The sequence below is a fragment of the Ruegeria sp. BHSA118 genome, assembly GCF_059613405.1.
In genome coordinates this window covers 1-16,758 of sequence record NZ_JBXWSM010000084.1, presented here as the reverse complement: position 1 = coordinate 16,758, position 16,758 = coordinate 1, and the positions used below count along the sequence as shown (strand labels likewise).

Here is a 16,758-nt window from a genome sequence, read left to right as displayed (position 1 = left end):
GTTTTGCCACAGCCGGACGGCCCGATGAAACTGACAAAATCGCCCTTGTCGATTGTCAGGTTCACGTCTTTAAGCGCGTGTACTGGCCCATCATTGGTCTGGAATGTCAGGTCCAGCTGCCTTGCCTCGATGACGGGCTGGGTCGTGCTTTCAGTGTTCATTTTATTGCCTTGAAAAGAGTGGAGTCAGGGCCGCCAGCAAAGCCGCCCCAACTGATCAAACACCGGTCGCCGGAATACCCGTCCGCTCGACTGGCCTTGGGGCGGTCAGCTCTTTCCAGGTGCTCAGCGCCTTGTTGACGGTGGTGTTCGCCTCACGCGCGACAAAATCGCCATGACCTTCCTGCGTCCGGATTTCACCGTCATGTACCGCCACCTGACCCCGCGTCAGGGTAAAGCGCGGCAGACCTTTGACCTCTTTTCCCTCGAACACATTGTAGTCGATCGAAGATTGCTGCGACGCGGCGCTGATTGTCTTGCTTTTCTCAGGATCCCAGACCACAAGATCAGCATCCGCCCCGACCAGAACCGCACCCTTTTTAGGATAGCAATTCAATATCTTGGCTATGTTTGTTGAAGTAACGGCCACGAATTCATTCGGTGTCAGACGCCCAGTGTTCACCCCATGTGTCCACAGCATCGGCATCCGGTCTTCCAGCCCGCCGGTGCCGTTCGGGATCTTGGTGAAATCCCCTACGCCAAAGCGTTTCTGTTCGGTTGTGAAGGCGCAATGATCGGTTGCAACCACGCTCAGCGTTCCCGATTGCAGACCATTCCACAGGCTGTCCTGATGCTGTTTGTTGCGGAACGGAGGGCTCATGACCCGTCGCGCCGCGTGGTCCCAATCCTGATTGAAATATTCACTTTCGTCCAATGTCAGGTGTTGGATCAGGGGTTCCCCCCACACCCGTTTACCCTGCATTTTTGCCCGGCGGATGGCTTCATGCGCCTCTTCACACGAGGTGTGTACAACATACAGCGGGACACCCGCCATGTCCGCGATCATGATCGCCCGGTTGGTGGCTTCACCTTCCACCTGCGGCGGGCGCGAATACGCATGTGCTTCGGGGCCGGTATTGCCTTCCGCAAGCAGCTTGGCACTCAGCTCTGCCACCACATCCCCGTTCTCGGCATGTACCAGGGCGGTACCGCCAAGCTCGGCAAGACGCTTGAACGAGGCGAACAGCTCATCATCATTCACCATCAGCGCGCCCTTGTAGGCCATGAAATGCTTAAAGGTGTTGATACCGCGCGTCTCGATCACGGTTTTGATGTCGTCGAACACCTGTTCCCCCCACCAGGTCACCGCCATGTGAAACGAATAATCACAATTCGCCCGTGTCGACTTGTTGTCCCAACGTTTCAGCGCATCCAGCAGGCTTTCACCCGGATTGGGAAGTGCAAAATCAACAACCATGGTCGTGCCGCCAGCCAGGGCCGCCCGCGTCCCGCTTTCAAAGTCATCGCTGGAATAGGTGCCCATGAACGGCATTTCGAGATGGGTATGAGGATCAATCCCGCCCGGCATCACAAAACAGCCGGTTGCGTCCAGTTCCTTGTCCCCCGTCAGGTTCATGCCGATTTCGGTGATCACGCCACCCTCGACCAATACGTCCGCCTTGTAGGTCAAATCCGCGGTGACAACGGTTCCGTTTTTGATGACAGTACTCATTTTGAACTCCCTGATGCGGTCTGCGCCGCTTGCTTCATCTGGCCAAAAATATCCCGGGGGAGTCGCCCTTAGGGCGACGGGGGCAGCGCCCCCTATTCCACGATTTCGGCAGTCTCGACCACGGCATGCAGCAGAACATCCGCCCCGGCTGCTGCCCATTCCTTGCTGATTTCTTCGGCTTCGTTGTGGCTCAGCCCGTCAACACAGGGGCACATGATCATCGCGGTCGGTGCAACCCGGTTGATCCAGCAGGCATCATGCCCCGCGCCCGAGATGATATCAGTGTGCGAATAGCCCAGCCGTTCGGCTGCGTTTCGCACGGCCGATACGCAAGCATCGTCAAATTTCACCGGATCGAACCCGCCGACTTTCTCGAATTCGATCTGAAGACCCATCTCGTCAACGATATCCTCGGCAGCCACCCGCAGGCGGTTTTCCATGTCGGTGATCACCTCCAGCTCGGGCGAGCGGAAATCGACCGTAAACACCACCTTGCCCGGGATCACATTGCGTGAATTCGGGTAGACATCGATATGCCCTGCCGCTCCCACCGCATGCGGAGCATGAGACCATGCGATCTCGTCGACTTTCTCCAGGATCCGTGCCATGGCCAGCCCGGCATTCTTGCGCATCGGCATCGGTGTCGATCCGGTATGAGCATCCTTGCCCGTTACCGTGATCTGCGTCCAACTCAGCCCCTGGCCATGGGTGACGACGCCGATATCCTTGCCTTCGGCTTCAAGGATCGGCCCCTGTTCGATATGCAGCTCAAAGAACGCATGCATCTTGCGGGCGCCCACCTCTTCATCACCACGCCAGCCGATCCGGTTCAGCTCATCCCCGAATTTTTTGCCTTCAGCGTCCTCGCGGTTGTATGCCCAGTCTTGCGTGTGCATCCCGGCAAAAACACCCGAGGACAGCATCGCCGGCGCGTAGCGCGTGCCTTCTTCGTTTGTCCAGTTGGTGGCGACGATCGGATGTTTCGTCTTGATCCCCAGATCGTTCAGCGTCCGGATCAGTTCCAGCCCACCCAGGACACCCAGCACGCCATCATACTTGCCACCCGTCGGCTGCGTATCCAGATGCGAGCCCATGTAAACCGGCAGCGCGTCCGAGTCGGTGCCTTCGCGGCGGGCAAACATGTTGCCCATCTGGTCAAGCCCCATGGTGCACCCTGCTTCCTCGCACCATTTCTGGAACAGGGCGCGGCCTTCGGCGTCCTCATTCGTCAAGGTTTGGCGATTGTTGCCACCAGCGACACCCGGGCCGATCTTGGCCATCTCCATCAGGCTGTCCCACAACCTGTCGCCATTGATCCTGAGATTCTGCGCCGGAGCTGCCATGTTCATCTTCCCTGTTTGCTTGCGAGTTGGCTCGCTTTTGGTGTCTTGATTTGACCATATGGTCAAACTCACGCTATCACGGGTTCGGTATCAGTCAAGAATTTGCGCGGTTCAGCTGAAATTTTCAGTACATCCCGCACCTGTTCGACGAAAAAAGAGACACGCTGAAAACATGCCAAAAGACCGCGCACCGACCCGTATTCAGAAAAAGAACCGCGCCGCGATTCTAGAGGCTGCCCTGAACGTGTTTTCGGCCCACGGGTTTCGCGGTGCAACGGTAGACCAGATCGCGGCAGAAGCAGGTCTGAGCAAGCCGAACCTGCTGTACTATTTCCCTTCAAAAGAAGCGATCCACACTGAATTGCTGTCCGGCCTGCTGGATACCTGGCTGGCTCCGCTGCATGATCTGGACGCCAGCGGTGATCCGATGGAGGAAATCCTGGCATACATTCGGCGCAAGTTGCAGATGAGTCAGGAATTACCACGGGAAAGCCGCCTTTTTGCCAACGAGCTTGTGCAGGGCGCGCCGCGCATTCACGATGCATTGTCCAATGATCTCAAGACATTGGTCGACGAAAAGGTCACGATCCTTATCGGTTGGATGGATCAGGGAAAAATCGCGCGGGTGCACCCTTACCACCTGGTGTTTTCGATCTGGGCCTTGACGCAGCACTATGCGGATTTCGATGTTCAGGTTCGTGCAATTCTGGGCAACGAAGATCCGTTCGAGGGCGCAGAAGCCTTTGTTGACACGTTGTACCGCAAACTTCTGAGCCCCTGAAAAAAGGGGCCGCAAAAACGGCCCCTTGACGATCTGTCGCAATCCCGTCATTCGGCCGCCTTGGCCATCGGGTTGTTCGGATGCGTCGTCCAGTTCGCATAGGTTGGCTGAACTTCTTTTCCGGTCCGGGGATCAACCTCGCCCGCTGCCATCGGCACCATATCGATGCAGCCTTCGATCGGACAAACATCGACGCAGAGGTTGCAGGCGACGCATTCGTCATCCATCACCTCAAAGACACGGTCCTCGGACATTGAAATCGCCTGGTGGCTGGTGTCTTCACAGGCTGCATAACACCGGCCACACTTGATGCACTGATCCTGATCGATCTTGGCCTTGGCGATGTAGTTCAGGTTCAGATACTGCCAGTCGGTGACATTGGGCACCGCGCGCCCGATCACCTCGTCGACGCTTGAATATCCCTTTTCGTCCATCCATTCCGACAGCCCTGCTGTCAGTTCGTCAATGATCTTGAAGCCATAGGTCATCGCAGCGGTGCACACCTGAACGTTGCCGCAACCCAACGAGATGAACTCGGCCGCATCGCGCCATGTGGTGACGCCGCCGATGCCGGAAATCGGCAGGCCTCGCGTCGCCTCGGCCCGCGCGATCTCGGACACCATCGACAATGCAATGGGCTTGACGGCGGGGCCGCAATACCCACCGTGGCTGCCCTTGCCGTCAATGGACGGTTCGGGGCTGAACGTGTCCAGATTGACGCTGGTGATCGAATTGATGGTGTTGATCAGCGACACCGCATCCGCGCCACCGTTTCTGGCGGCCGCAGCCGGTTTGCGGATATCTGTGATATTCGGCGTAAGCTTAACGATGACCGGGCGGTCGTAATACTGTTTGCACCAGCGCGTGACCATCTCGATATATTCCGGCACCTGCCCCACGGCCGAGCCCATGCCGCGTTCGCTCATCCCATGAGGGCAGCCGAAGTTCAGCTCGATCCCGTCCGCACCGGTTTCGGCCACGCGTGGCAGAATGGCCTTCCATGCTTCTTCCTCGCACGGAACCATGATCGACGCGATCAGGGCACGATCCGGGTAATCGGATTTGACCCGTGCCATTTCCTCGAGGTTCACCTCGAGCGGGCGGTCGGTGATCAGTTCGATATTGTTCAGGCCCAGCAAACGGCGGTCGGCCCCGTAGATTGCGCCATAGCGCGGGCCATTCACGTTCACGACCGGAGGTCCTTCGGCGCCCAGCGTTTTCCAGACAACACCGCCCCACCCCGCTTCGAAGGCGCGGCGCACATTGTATTCCTTGTCCGTCGGCGGCGCAGAGGCCAGCCAGAACGGGTTGGGGCTGGAAATGCCCAGAAAGTTTGTCGTCAGATCGGCCATGGCTTCTCCCTTCCCGGCTCAGCCGGATTTTTTGAATATCATTTCGGTCGGGCGAATACGCCCGGTCTTGAGGTTTTTGACGTAGTTTTGGAACTTTTCGGGCGCCGTTTCGCCCATCATCAGGTGGATGCCCAGCGGCGCTGGTCCGGACTCGGCTATCCTGGCAAACACATCTTCGAAGAACTGGATCGCAAACGCGGTGCGGTCTGTTTCGGCAACCAGTTCTAGACCAGCCGCGGTCGCGGCGTCCTTGTATTCATCCGGCGCGTGAACAAATGAGGTTTCCGGCAATGTGGACCAGGGAAGCGGAAAAGCCAGCGGCTCATCCACCTCTCCGCCCATGACATCGAACAAGGCAAAGGTGCCGCCGGTGGCCAGAACGCGTGACACTTCCGCGAACAGCCCCGCTTTGTCTTCGATATTCATGCCCACATGCATCATGACGGCAAGGTCGAACCCGGCATCCGGCACAGGCATGTCCAGAGCACTGCCAACGTGAAAGCTGGTCTTTTCGGAATGTCCGACCAGATCGCTGAGCGCAGTTGCCGTTTCCACGAACTCGGGCGTCAGGTCGACCCCTGTTACCGTTGAGTCATATTTGTCCACTATGTACCGGGATGTGCCTCCGATGCCGCATCCGATATCCAGAACACGTGTCGCGTGGGTCGGCGAAAGTTGCGCAAACAGGTTGTCGGTCGCAAGAACGCCGCCTGTATGGAATTCATCCCCCGCCTTCAGATCAGCGACCGTGGCCGCATCCGGGTCGATGCCGCTGGCCTCCAGCGCCGCGCGGACGCGTTCGGTCAGTGCACCGGTGGTATAGTGTTGAGCAACGGCTTGTTCGATCTGGGACATGGGAATACCTCAGCAGCGAAAGGAATGGGGTGAATACCCCACCCTATCACGAAACGAGCGTCGCGTGGATGTCCATCGCCGCGTCCCGACCTTCGGCAACGGCAGTTACGGTCAGGTCTTCGCCGCCCGCAGCGCAGTCACCACCAGCCCAGACACCAGCCAAAGAGGTTCGGCCGGCACCGCTGACGGCGATCTTGTTGCCATCCAGCGTCAAGCCTTCGGGTGCGCCCTCCAAGGTCTGTCCAATGGCCTTGAGAACCTGATCGGCCGGCAAGCGGATCGTTTCCCCTGTTCCGATCAGCTGACCGTTCTGGCTGGACGTATATTCCAGCTCGATCTCGGTCGCGGCACCATTGCCGTGGATGGCCACTGGCTGAACATCGGTCATGATCCGAACGCCATGCGACGCTGCCAGGTCCTGCTCGTACCGGCTGGCCCCCATGGCATCCCGGCCGCGGCGATAGGCTATCGTGACATTTTCGGCACCCAGAAGCTTGGATTTCACGGCGGCATCCACAGCTGTCATGCCCCCGCCGATGACAACCACATTCCGTCCAACGGGCAGATCGGCAAGGTCGCTGGCCTGCCGCACGTCCGAGATGAAATCAACCGCGGCCCGCACACCGTCCTTGTCGACGCCGCCTGCACGCAAGGCGTTGACCCCGGCAAGACCAATGGACAGAAACACCGCGTCGTAGTTTTCGACCAGCCCATCCAATGAGGTGCTTTCGCCCAAAACCGAACCGGTCTCGATTGCAATCCCGCCGATTTTCAGCAGCCAGTCCACCTCGGCCTGTGCAAAATCGTTGGTCGATTTGTAGGCTGCAATACCATATTCATTCAGGCCGCCGGGTTTGGGCTTGCTTTCATGGATCACCACATCATGGCCCAGCATCGCCAGCCGGTGGGCACAGGCCAGACCCGCAGGTCCGGCCCCCACAACGGCGACTGTCTTGCCGGTCGAAGGCGCACGTTCAAACGGATGCGCACCCGAGGCCATGATTTCATCGGTGGCGAAACGTTGCAGGCGCCCGATCTCGACCGGTTTGCCTTCGGCGGTCTCGCGAACGCAGGCCTCTTCGCACAATGTTTCGGTTGGACAGACCCGAGCGCACATTCCGCCCAGAATATTCTGTTCCAGGATCGTGCGCCCTGCTGATTGCGGTTGACCGGCTTGAATCTGGCGAATGAACAACGGGATATCGATATCCGTTGGACAGGCCGTTACGCATGGCGCGTCATAGCAGAAATAACAGCGATCTGCGGCTACTGCGGCCTCATGCTGCGCAAGCGGCGGATGCAGATCGGTGAAATTCGAGGTCAGCTCATCGCTTGAAAGCCGCCCGGCTACGATGCCGGGTGCCATCTGGCCCTGTGCCATCACTCTACTCCCTGTAGATATGTTTGTTATGCCCTCAGCTTGCCATAAATAATTTTTTTATCAATTGGTAAAATTTGCCAAATGGTCAAAAAATGAAAAGCCTTGCAAAAACAACTGTGTTTTTGGGCGCTTCGCCTGGGGATTGAGCACGAAAAGCGTTGAATCATTGGATCCAAACGCAGGATTTGCCCAGGAAAGGGCTGTGCGGGGATTGGCAAACAAGGTTCGGTAAGCATGGCACACCGCCGATTTCACCTTTCGACTTGAACCGGGCCAACCCCGGAAAATCCGCAAAATGACCTTGTTCACCCCTTCATCCGCGCGATGAAAGGACTGCCGTAGATAAAAAGAAATCAAACTTTCGGCTTTTGACGCCCCACCCTGCTTGCTGTAATCCGGATCAAAGGGTGCCGGTTCCGGCAGCTTTCAGGAATGGGCATAGATGCAGGCAAGTTCTCGGAAATTCAACATCGCGGTTGTCGGGCAAAACAACCGCTTGCAATATGAGGCCCTGCTGTTCGCGGCCTCGCTTCACCATTGCTCGCCCGGGTTCAAAGGCAGGTTGTTTGTCGCCACACCCAACCCAGGCCCGCGCTGGACCCACAACCCCAGCATCCAGGACGAAGACGTTCTGAAGGCCCTGAAACAGTTGGATGCCGAAATCCTGCCCTTCGACACGCATGTTTTTGGCGAAAGCTACCCTTATGGCAACAAGATCGAGGCCTTGTTGGCCCTGCCTGAGGGTGAGCCCTTTGTGTTCTTCGACACAGACACGCTGATCACCGGCGACATCACAAACGTCCCGTTCGATTTCGATCGCCCCGGAGCCTCATTGAAGGTCGAGGGCACGTGGCCCAAGCCGACGCTGTACGGCCCCGGCTTTGACGGTATCTGGCGGGCGCTTTATGCGCGCTTCGGGCTGGATTTCGAAAGCTCGGTGGATCCGGACCAACCCCATGATTACTGGCGTCGCTACCTTTACTTCAACGCGGGTTACTTCTTTTACAAATGCCCCAGGATGTTCGGTGAACGGTACCTGGACTACGCAAGAACGATCCGGGATGAGAACATTCCCGAACTGACGGGCCAGAACCTTGACCCATGGCTGGATCAGGCAGCTTTGCCGCTGGTCATTCATTCTTTCGGCGGCGGGCGGGATGCTTTGCCGGACGGGCTTTTGGACGGGTCCGTCAGCTGCCACTATCGCCTGTTCCCTTTGCTTTATGCCCGCGAAAGCGATCACGTGATCAATGTGCTGGAAACCGTCGTGGCCCCCAACAAGGTCAAAAAAGTGCTCAAACAGTATGATCCGCTGAAAAAGCTGGTTCTTCAGGGCAAAGGTGAAAAAATCCGCGCGCTTTTTGATCAGGACAATCTGCCGCGGCGGGAACAGGCGCTGCGCAACACGATCAAAAGCAAAGGACTCTGGCTGCGCTGACAGGATCGTTGTGCGCAGGCGGGCAATGGCCTACAGATTCCGCAAGACAGATACCAACAGGAGATTTTCACGATGTCTGACGGCCCGACCTACGGTTTCGACACATTGCAAATTCATGCGGGTGCCCGCCCCGACCCGGCGACCGGAGCACGCCAGACACCGATCTATCAGACGACCGCCTATGTGTTCCGGGATGCGGACCACGCGGCGGCCCTGTTCAACCTGCAAGAAGTGGGCTTTATCTATTCCCGCCTGACCAACCCGACCGTCGCCGTTTTGCAGGAACGCGTGGCGACACTTGAAGGCGGCGTCGGCGCAGTGTGCTGCTCGTCCGGGCATGCGGCACAGATCATGGCACTGTTCCCGCTGATGGGGCCCGGCTGCAACGTGGTCGCCTCGACCCGTTTGTATGGCGGCACGGTCACGCAGTTCAGCCAGACGATCAAACGCTTTGGCTGGTCCGCCAAATTCGTGGACACCGATGATCTGGACGCCGTGAAGGATGCCATCGACGAAAACACCCGCGCCGTGTTCTGCGAGTCCATCGCCAATCCCGGCGGCTATGTGACGGATATCCGCGCGCTGGCGGACGCGGCTGATGCAGCGGGCATTCCGCTGATCGTCGACAACACCTCGGCCACGCCCTACCTTTGCCGCCCAATTGAACATGGTGCGACGCTGGTTGTGCATTCCACCACCAAGTACCTGACCGGCAACGGCACAGTCACAGGCGGGTGCATCGTGGATTCTGGCAAGTTCGACTGGTCCGCGAATGACAAATTCCCGTCACTGAGCGAACCCGAGCCTGCCTATCACGGCCTGAAGTTCCACGAGACCTTTGGCCCGCTGGCCTTCACCTTCCACGGTATCGCCATCGGCCTGCGTGATCTGGGTATGACCATGAACCCGCAGGCAGCTCATTACACGCTGATGGGGATCGAAACACTGTCGCTGCGGATGGAGCGCCACGTGGAAAACGCCCAGAAAATCGCGGCGTGGCTGGAAGCGGATGACCGGGTGGACTACGTCACCTATGCGGGATTGCCGTCATCGCCTTACAAGGACCGGGTCAAATCACAATATCCACGTGGCGCGGGCGCATTGTTCACCTTTGCGGTGAAGGGCGGCTATGACGCCTGTATCAAATTGGTCAACGCGCTGGAAATCTTCAGCCACGTGGCAAATCTGGGCGATGCCCGCTCGTTGATCATCCACTCGGCCTCGACCACCCACCGACAACTGACGCCGGAACAACAGGAAGCCGCGGGCGCAGGCTCCGGTGTCGTGCGGGTGTCTATCGGCATCGAAGACGTGAACGACCTGATCGCGGACCTTGATCAAGCCCTCGCCAAGGCCAGCGCCTGACAATGGCCGGGCACGACACAAACGACCTTGGCCAGCCCATCGGTTTGCCGGTGTCGGATGACTTTCCACGCCCGACGCCGCCTTATACACCGATGGAAGGCCGGTACTGCTCTGTCGTGCCACTGGATGTGAATCGCCATGCGCCCGGGCTTTTTCGGGCGTTTGCAAATGACAGGGATGGCCGTAACTGGACATACCTGCCCTATGGCCCGTTTGACAGCGAACCGGAATTTGAAGACTGGGCCCGCGCCAACTGCATGGATGCGGACCCGATGTTTCATACCGTATTGGATGCGGACGAAGTACCGGTTGGAATGGCCTCTTATCTTCGGATCGAACCCGCAGCGGGTGCCATCGAAGTCGGCCACATCCACTTTTCGCCGCTGCTGCAACGCAAGCCGCAATCGACCGAGGTCATGTACCTCATGATGAAGCGGGTTTTCGACGAGCTTGGCTATCGCCGGTACGAGTGGAAATGCGATGCACTGAATGCACCGTCACGCAATGCCGCTGAACGGCTGGGATTTACTTTCGAAGGGGTGTTTCGGCAGGCGACCCATTACAAGGGCCGCAATCGGGATACGGCGTGGTACGCGATCATCGACAGCGACTGGCCCCGTATTAAGGCCGCTTTCGAAGAATGGCTGTCACCAGACAATTTCGATGCGGCGGGCCAGCAACGAAAACCGCTGATGGCCCGCGCCGAGGCTTAAACTTACTCGGAAATCTCGAATTCCATCGAGACACTGACCGAAACCGAAATCTCTCCGCTGGCCACAGGTACACTACCGGCATCCGCCGCGCTGAAGGCGCGCATTTCTGCCATCGGACGAATGCCAGCCGTTTGTTCCGAGATCGACTGAACCGGGCCAAGCGTCACGCCCGCTGCCTGTGCCAACTGCTGTGCTTTGGCCGTGGCTTCGCCGACGGCCTTGGCGCGCGCCTGCACCTCGATCGGTTTGGAATCCTGCACGCCAAAGCTCAAGCCCCCGAAATCATTGGCGCCGTCCTGAATGACCGCGTCCATGATCTTCCCCAGTTGGGTCAGGTCGCGTACGCGCACAAACACGCGGTTGGACGCAGTAAAGCCGGTGATTTCGGGCGTCTCCCCATTCTGTCCATGACGACCCGACCAGACGGGCGATAATGACAGGTCCCGTGTCTGGACGTCACGATCTTCGATACCCATTTCGGTCAGGCGCGCCAGGACTTTGGAAACGGCATCCGACGTCGCCTGCATCGCAGCCGAGGCTTCGGCGTTTTCGTTGGTCACGCCCAAGGTTATCGTCGCCATGTCAGGCGCAATCTGCACTGTTCCGGTTGCATCAACGTTGATGCGACGTTCTTCCGCATGAGCGGCCCCGGCAGCCGTAGCCGCCATCATCGCGGCCAGAAAAGCGAATGTCTTCAAGGTTATCACTCCAAATTACTCTGCTTTTAAATGGGTTGACCGGCCCTTGCGATACAAGAGGAGATACCGCCTTTTTCTTTCCCTCGGCGGGTTCCTGCTTTAATGTCGGTCTGCAAACGCAAAGTCGTTTGCATTGACATTGATAATTATGGTTCCTCCGGAATATGAAACCCGCTTTTGCGCTGTCTTTTTCTGCGACCGGAATAACACTGCACCACCGTTCCGATGACGACTGGTTTGTTATCGGTACGATTCCGCTGGATGTTCCGGACTTGTCCGCACAGATGCAGGCGTTGCGGGAAAAGGCATTTGCGCTGGAAAATGATCTGAGCTGCAAGCTTGTGCTGCCAGAGGATCAGGTTCGGTTTCTAGAGCTTTCGACCGACGGGTTGCCACCGGAAGACCGGACGGAACGTATCGAAACTGCGCTGACCGAAGCCACGCCTTACGCCCTGTCGGAACTGAGTTATGACAGCCAGACCGAAGGTGAAACGACCTTTGTTGCCGCCGTGGCGGTTGAAACTCTGGCCGAAGCGCGGACCTTTGCCTCGGAACATGGTTTTGTGGTGGTGGCGTTCACTGCCGAAGACAGCGAGGGCGCGTTCCCGCGTGAGGCGTTGTTTCGCGAAACTTCGGACGCTTCCGATCTGCCACACCCGGAAAACCAGCCGTCGCCGGTGGAAACGGACGCAGGTGAACAGGCTGATGATTCCGGCCTGCCCACCCATCCGATTGCCGGAACCGCCGCGCCCGAGGCTTTCCGTGCACCCCGGGAAACAGCGGGCAAAACCCTTGATGCATCTTCAGGGGGAAACCGGTCTGCCATTCCGGTCTTTGCCGCCGTGCTTCTCGTTGGTGGGCTTGTTGGCGTATGGCTGGCATCGGGGACCGGCACTGATCCGGATCAGGCGGAACAGAGCCCGGCGCAGGTTGCGGTTCCGGCCTCTGAACCCGCCGCAGAGCCCCTGCCTGAACCCGAACTGGACACGGCTGCGCTGGAAACCCCGCAACAAACCGTTCCGGACCTTGCGACCGATGACGCCGAAGAGCCTGCGAACGCGACCTCAGAAACCGAGACCGACACCCAGCCGGAACTGACCGCTACAGATGCAGCTATTCTGGAGGCCCTCAAGGTTGCCCCTACCGCGGTGGACTCCGTCGCTCAGGACCCCGAGACGCAAAAAGATGTTCAGGCCGTTACCGGCATCAACACGACAGCGCCCGAAGCACCAGAAATACCCGAGACTGTGGAACCGCAGGAATTGTATCTGGCATCGCTCGACCACGCTGATCTGTTCGAGGATGCGGTTGCCTTGCCGCCCGACCTCAGTTTTGACACCGACGCTCCTTTCGAACCCAACGTATCCCCCAACATTGCGGGCACTCGGTTTGATCTGGATGAGAACGGCCTGGTCGTGCCAACACCGGAAGGCACCATGAATCCGGATGGGGTCGTTGTTTATCTGGGGCGCCCATCCAAGGTTCCGCCTGAAACTCCGGTTCGTTTCGAGGAAGAACCGGTGGTTGACGAGGCCGACGACAGATTGGCAGGTATTCGGCCAAAGCCGCGCCCTGCTGATCTGGTCGAGAATTTCGAGCGCGGTCAACTGGGTGGCCGGTCGTTGGAGGAATTGGCATCCAAGCGACCGAAAGCGCGCCCGGAAAGCCTTCAGACCAAACCGCAGGTCGATGAGGCACCAACGGCCCTGGCTGTCGTAAGAGTCCCGCGACCCAAGTCCCGCCCAGCCGGATTGGCCCCTGCCAAAACACCTGCTTCAAACAGTTCGAATCTGGGATCCACAGCAGCATTGGATCAGAATTCCGATGACGCAGGATCGTTCCAACCAAAGACCGTCGCACCCAAAATCCCTTCGACGGCGTCGGTTGCACGACAAGCCACGATTGACAACGCAATCAACCTGCGCAGGCTGAACCTGATCGGGGTCTACGGCACGCCAGCCAACAGACGCGCATTGGTGCGGCTTCCCAGCGGGCGTTACAAAAAACTAAAAGTCGGAGACCGCCTTGATGGCGGGAAAGTCATCGCGATCAGCGACAGTGAGCTTCGATATCAGAAAAAGGGCCGCAACGTGACCCTGGCGATGCCGCGCAGCTGAAAACCGGCAATCGATCTTCTGACGCACCAACCGTCACATGAATGCGCCGGAGGCTGATGAACTGCCCCCGGCGTTTCAATGCATTGCTATCAGGCTGCGGAAATCTCGCCGCTTTCGATCTGTTCGCGTTCGATGGATTCGAATAGCGCTTGGAAGTTCCCTTCGCCGAAACCGTCGTCGCCTTTGCGCTGAATGAACTCGAAGAAGATCGGGCCGATCACCGTTTTCGAGAAGATCTGCAACAGAATGCGTGTCTCGCCCCCGTCAACGACACCTTCACCGTCGATCAGGATGCCGTGTTTCATCATCCGGTCCAGCGGCTCTTCATGACCGGCCACGCGGGTCCTGGACATCTCGTAATAAGCTTCATTCGGACCCGGCATGAATTTCAGACCGTTTTCCGCAATTGCATCGGTCGAGGCGTAAATATCGTCACTGCCGACAGCAATATGCTGGATGCCTTCACCTTTGTATTTCTTCAGGTAAGACACGATTTGCCCCGTTTCACCGCGGTCTTCATTGATGGGGATGCGAATACGACCGCAAGGAGACGTCAGCGCCCGGCTGTACAACCCGGTGAACTTGCCCTGAATGTCAAAGAATCGAATTTCACGGAAGTTGAACAGGTCGCCGTAGAACTTGAACCATTTGTCCATGTTGCCCTTGTAGACATTGTGGGTCAGGTGATCGAGATAGAAGAACCCCTCGCCCCGAGGTTTGGATTCTTTGATCCACTCGAATTCCTGATTGTATGGCGATGTGTCGTAATATTGATCGATGAAATAGATCAATGATCCGCCGATGCCCTTGATTGCAGGCACATTCATGGTTTTGTCAGCGCCGTCGTAAGGTTCGGCACCTTTCGACACAGCATGGTCATAGGCCTTTTGCGCGTCAACAACACGCCACCCCATGGATGGCGCGCAAGGGCCGTGCTCGTCCACGAACTTCGCGGCAAAGCTGTCGGGATCCGCGTTCAGGATATAGGTGACATCCCCTTGCTGCCACAGCTCGACAGCGGGTTTTTCCTTGTGGCGGGCCACCAGGTCAAACCCCATCTTCGCGAACAGATCACGCAGCTCTTGCGGTTCAGGATGGGCAAACTCGACGAATTCAAACCCATCGGTTCCGGCTGGGTTTTCCTCGCTGATGACAGATTTCGGGGCGTTGTGTGGGAATGGACCCATGGCGCGTCTCCTTCGAAAACAGGAATTTCTTTGCTGATTCAAAAATACGACTTTTATGACGCTGTTTCTGCGCATTGTTTTCGTGTAAACTGCCGATAGACGCGCAAAACGCGCATAAAAGTTAATAAGGGCAGGATTTTTCCGCACATGCTGGACGCGACTGACAAGCGATTGCTTTCCGCCCTGCAAAAGGACGCGCACCTGACCGCGCACCAGCTGGGCGAAATGCTGAACCTGTCGCCCAGTCAGGCAGGACGCCGCCGCCAGCGGCTTGAGGCCGAAGGGTACATCACCGGGTATGCCGCCCGGCTGGACCCGTTGAAACTGGGTCTGCAAGTGCAAGGCTTTGTTCAGGTCCATCTGGGGACGCATGGCCCTGAACAGTCTGCAAGCTTCGCCCGCATGGTCGACACCCGCCCCGAAATTACCAGCGCATGGACGATGACCGGAGAGGCGGATTACCTGCTGCACATCTATTGTGACGATCTTTCCGCGCTCAACAGCTTGCTACATTCGGTCATCCTGCCGCATCCTGCCGTTGCAAGGGTTCAGAGCCAGATCGTAATGGACCAACTGAAACGCGACGCCCCCCTGCCCACCTGAACAGGCCCGAGAGGACACTTATGGACGTTTTCCTATATCAGGCTTCGATCTATCTTGCGGCGGCGGTCATCGCCGTTCCCCTGTCTGCACGGCTGGGGCTGGGGTCGGTGCTGGGATACCTAGCCGCCGGGATCATCATTGGCCCCGTTCTCGGGCTTGTCGGCGCGGAAACGGAAAACCTTCAGCACGTCGCCGAATTCGGTGTGGTGATGATGCTGTTCCTGATCGGTCTGGAACTGGAGCCGCGCGCCCTGTGGGATATGCGTGACAAGTTGCTGGGGTTGGGCGGGTTGCAGGTTGCGTTGTCGACGGCTGCAATCGCTGCCGTGGCAATGTACGCCAACCACCCGTGGTCGGTCGCCCTGGCCGTAGGGCTGACCTTGTCGCTGTCATCTACGGCGATCGTTCTTCAGACCCTGTCCGAAAAGGGCCTGATGCAGACGAATGGCGGCCGAGCTACGTTTTCGGTGCTGCTGACGCAGGACATAGCGGTCATTCCGATATTGGCCTTGCTTCCTCTTCTGGCCCTTCCGGCCATGCCTCAGATCAAATCGGATGGTTCGATTGACCGCGGGGCCGGTGATCTTCACGGCGCGGACCATCACAGCCTTTCTCTGGTCGAAGGTCTGCCGGGTTGGGCCGTCACGCTGGTCACGATCGGCGCAGTTGTGTTTGTCATTCTGGCCGGTGTCTACCTGACCCGCCCGCTGTTTCGCTTCATCCACGCGACCCGCCTGCGCGAGATGTATACCGCCCTAGCGCTTATGATCGTGGTCGGGATTTCCTTCCTGATGACCCTCGTCGGGCTTTCCCCTGCCCTGGGCGCTTTTCTGGCGGGCGTGGTTCTGGCCAGTTCCGAGTTCCGACATGAAATGGAAAGCGACCTTGAGCCATTCAAAGGACTGTTGCTTGGGCTATTCTTTATCACGGTCGGCGCTGGCATTGATGTCGCCTATTTCTTCGATGACCCCCTTGACCTGATCGGTCTGGCGCTTCTTTTGATCCTTGCAAAAGGGATCATCCTGTTTCTTGTGGGCAAGGCCTTCAAGTTGCGTGGGCGCGATCACTGGCTGTTCACACTGGGGCTGGCGCAAGCAGGTGAATTTGGCTTTGTCCTGTTGGCATTTTCCACGCAACAGAATGTCATCCCCCCCGACCTGTCCCAAAAACTGCTGATGATCATCGCTTTGACGATGCTGATCACACCGCTTCTGTTTATCATCTACGATCTTCTGTCGCGAAAGATCAGCGACA

Annotated in this window: 15 protein-coding genes and 1 pseudogene; 7 read left to right on the top strand and 9 right to left on the bottom strand. The window is 58.0% G+C overall.

Annotated elements, in window-relative coordinates; translation table 11 throughout:
- The 3 genes and pseudogenes from AC2FNN_RS19060 to AC2FNN_RS19050 all read right to left on the bottom strand — a co-directional run.
- Positions 1-161 (bottom strand): annotated as a pseudogene (locus AC2FNN_RS19060) (ABC transporter ATP-binding protein); the annotation flags it as partial.
- 55 nt (positions 162-216) lie between these two features.
- The gene (gene hydA, locus AC2FNN_RS19055) at positions 217-1,671 is read right to left on the bottom strand and encodes a dihydropyrimidinase (protein WP_152457698.1); all 1,455 of its coding nucleotides are present in this window, start codon (positions 1,669-1,671) and stop codon (positions 217-219) included.
- Between the two features lie 92 nt (positions 1,672-1,763).
- Positions 1,764-3,014 (bottom strand): Zn-dependent hydrolase, encoded by a 1,251-nt coding sequence (locus tag AC2FNN_RS19050; protein WP_496760024.1) that lies wholly within the window; start codon positions 3,012-3,014, stop codon positions 1,764-1,766.
- Positions 3,015-3,186: 172 nt separating this feature from the next.
- Between AC2FNN_RS19050 and AC2FNN_RS19045 the strand changes: the two genes are divergently transcribed.
- Positions 3,187-3,795, top strand: a complete 609-nt coding sequence (locus AC2FNN_RS19045; RefSeq protein ID WP_496760023.1) for a TetR family transcriptional regulator C-terminal domain-containing protein — start codon at positions 3,187-3,189, stop codon at positions 3,793-3,795.
- Positions 3,796-3,842: 47 nt separating this feature from the next.
- Here the strand turns inward: AC2FNN_RS19045 and preA are convergent, their stop codons facing one another.
- Genes preA through AC2FNN_RS19025 form a run of 4 tightly spaced genes read right to left on the bottom strand, consistent with a single transcriptional unit; the run spans position 3,843 to position 7,692 of the window.
- On the bottom strand, positions 3,843-5,147 hold the full coding sequence (gene preA, locus AC2FNN_RS19040; protein WP_496760022.1) for an NAD-dependent dihydropyrimidine dehydrogenase subunit PreA: 1,305 nt from the start codon (positions 5,145-5,147) through the stop codon (positions 3,843-3,845).
- A gap of 18 nt (positions 5,148-5,165) precedes the next feature.
- On the bottom strand, positions 5,166-6,002 hold the full coding sequence (locus tag AC2FNN_RS19035; RefSeq protein ID WP_496760021.1) for a methyltransferase domain-containing protein: 837 nt from the start codon (positions 6,000-6,002) through the stop codon (positions 5,166-5,168).
- 46 nt (positions 6,003-6,048) lie between these two features.
- The gene (locus AC2FNN_RS19030) at positions 6,049-7,383 is read right to left on the bottom strand and encodes an NAD(P)-dependent oxidoreductase (RefSeq protein ID WP_496760020.1); all 1,335 of its coding nucleotides are present in this window, start codon (positions 7,381-7,383) and stop codon (positions 6,049-6,051) included.
- A 60-nt stretch (positions 7,384-7,443) separates the two neighbouring features.
- Positions 7,444-7,692: a hypothetical protein gene (locus tag AC2FNN_RS19025; RefSeq protein ID WP_496760019.1), complete on the bottom strand. Its 249-nt coding sequence runs from the start codon at positions 7,690-7,692 to the stop codon at positions 7,444-7,446.
- Between the two features lie 133 nt (positions 7,693-7,825).
- Here AC2FNN_RS19025 and AC2FNN_RS19020 point away from each other — a divergent pair, with 133 nt between their 5' ends.
- The 3 genes from AC2FNN_RS19020 (at position 7,826) to AC2FNN_RS19010 (ending at position 10,899) form a co-directional block, all read left to right on the top strand.
- Positions 7,826-8,821 carry a GT-B fold glycosyltransferase domain-containing protein gene (locus AC2FNN_RS19020; protein ID WP_496760018.1) on the top strand — a complete coding sequence of 332 codons (996 nt, stop codon included), beginning with the start codon at positions 7,826-7,828 and terminating at the stop codon, positions 8,819-8,821.
- Positions 8,822-8,893: 72 nt separating this feature from the next.
- The gene (locus AC2FNN_RS19015) at positions 8,894-10,186 is read left to right on the top strand and encodes an O-acetylhomoserine aminocarboxypropyltransferase/cysteine synthase family protein (RefSeq protein WP_496760017.1); all 1,293 of its coding nucleotides are present in this window, start codon (positions 8,894-8,896) and stop codon (positions 10,184-10,186) included.
- A 2-nt stretch (positions 10,187-10,188) separates the two neighbouring features.
- A complete protein-coding gene (locus AC2FNN_RS19010) occupies positions 10,189-10,899 on the top strand; it encodes a GNAT family N-acetyltransferase (RefSeq protein WP_496760016.1) in 711 nt (236 codons plus the stop codon).
- 2 nt (positions 10,900-10,901) lie between these two features.
- Here AC2FNN_RS19010 and AC2FNN_RS19005 read toward each other — a convergent pair whose 3' ends face one another.
- A complete protein-coding gene (locus tag AC2FNN_RS19005) occupies positions 10,902-11,606 on the bottom strand; it encodes an SIMPL domain-containing protein (RefSeq protein WP_496760015.1) in 705 nt (234 codons plus the stop codon).
- A 155-nt stretch (positions 11,607-11,761) separates the two neighbouring features.
- Between AC2FNN_RS19005 and AC2FNN_RS19000 the strand changes: the two genes are divergently transcribed.
- Positions 11,762-13,714 carry a hypothetical protein gene (locus AC2FNN_RS19000; RefSeq protein WP_496760014.1) on the top strand — a complete coding sequence of 651 codons (1,953 nt, stop codon included), beginning with the start codon at positions 11,762-11,764 and terminating at the stop codon, positions 13,712-13,714.
- Between the two features lie 89 nt (positions 13,715-13,803).
- Here AC2FNN_RS19000 and hppD read toward each other — a convergent pair whose 3' ends face one another.
- Positions 13,804-14,901 (bottom strand): 4-hydroxyphenylpyruvate dioxygenase, encoded by a 1,098-nt coding sequence (gene hppD / locus AC2FNN_RS18995; RefSeq protein ID WP_496760013.1) that lies wholly within the window; start codon positions 14,899-14,901, stop codon positions 13,804-13,806.
- Between the two features lie 147 nt (positions 14,902-15,048).
- On the opposite strand from hppD, the gene AC2FNN_RS18990 reads away from it, so the two are divergent.
- Complete coding sequence (locus tag AC2FNN_RS18990) at positions 15,049-15,504, top strand: Lrp/AsnC family transcriptional regulator (RefSeq protein ID WP_171633115.1); 456 nt, start codon at positions 15,049-15,051, stop codon at positions 15,502-15,504.
- 20 nt (positions 15,505-15,524) lie between these two features.
- A partial coding sequence (locus AC2FNN_RS18985) for a monovalent cation:proton antiporter-2 (CPA2) family protein (RefSeq protein ID WP_496760012.1) occupies positions 15,525-16,758 on the top strand: 1,234 nt, incomplete at its 3' end.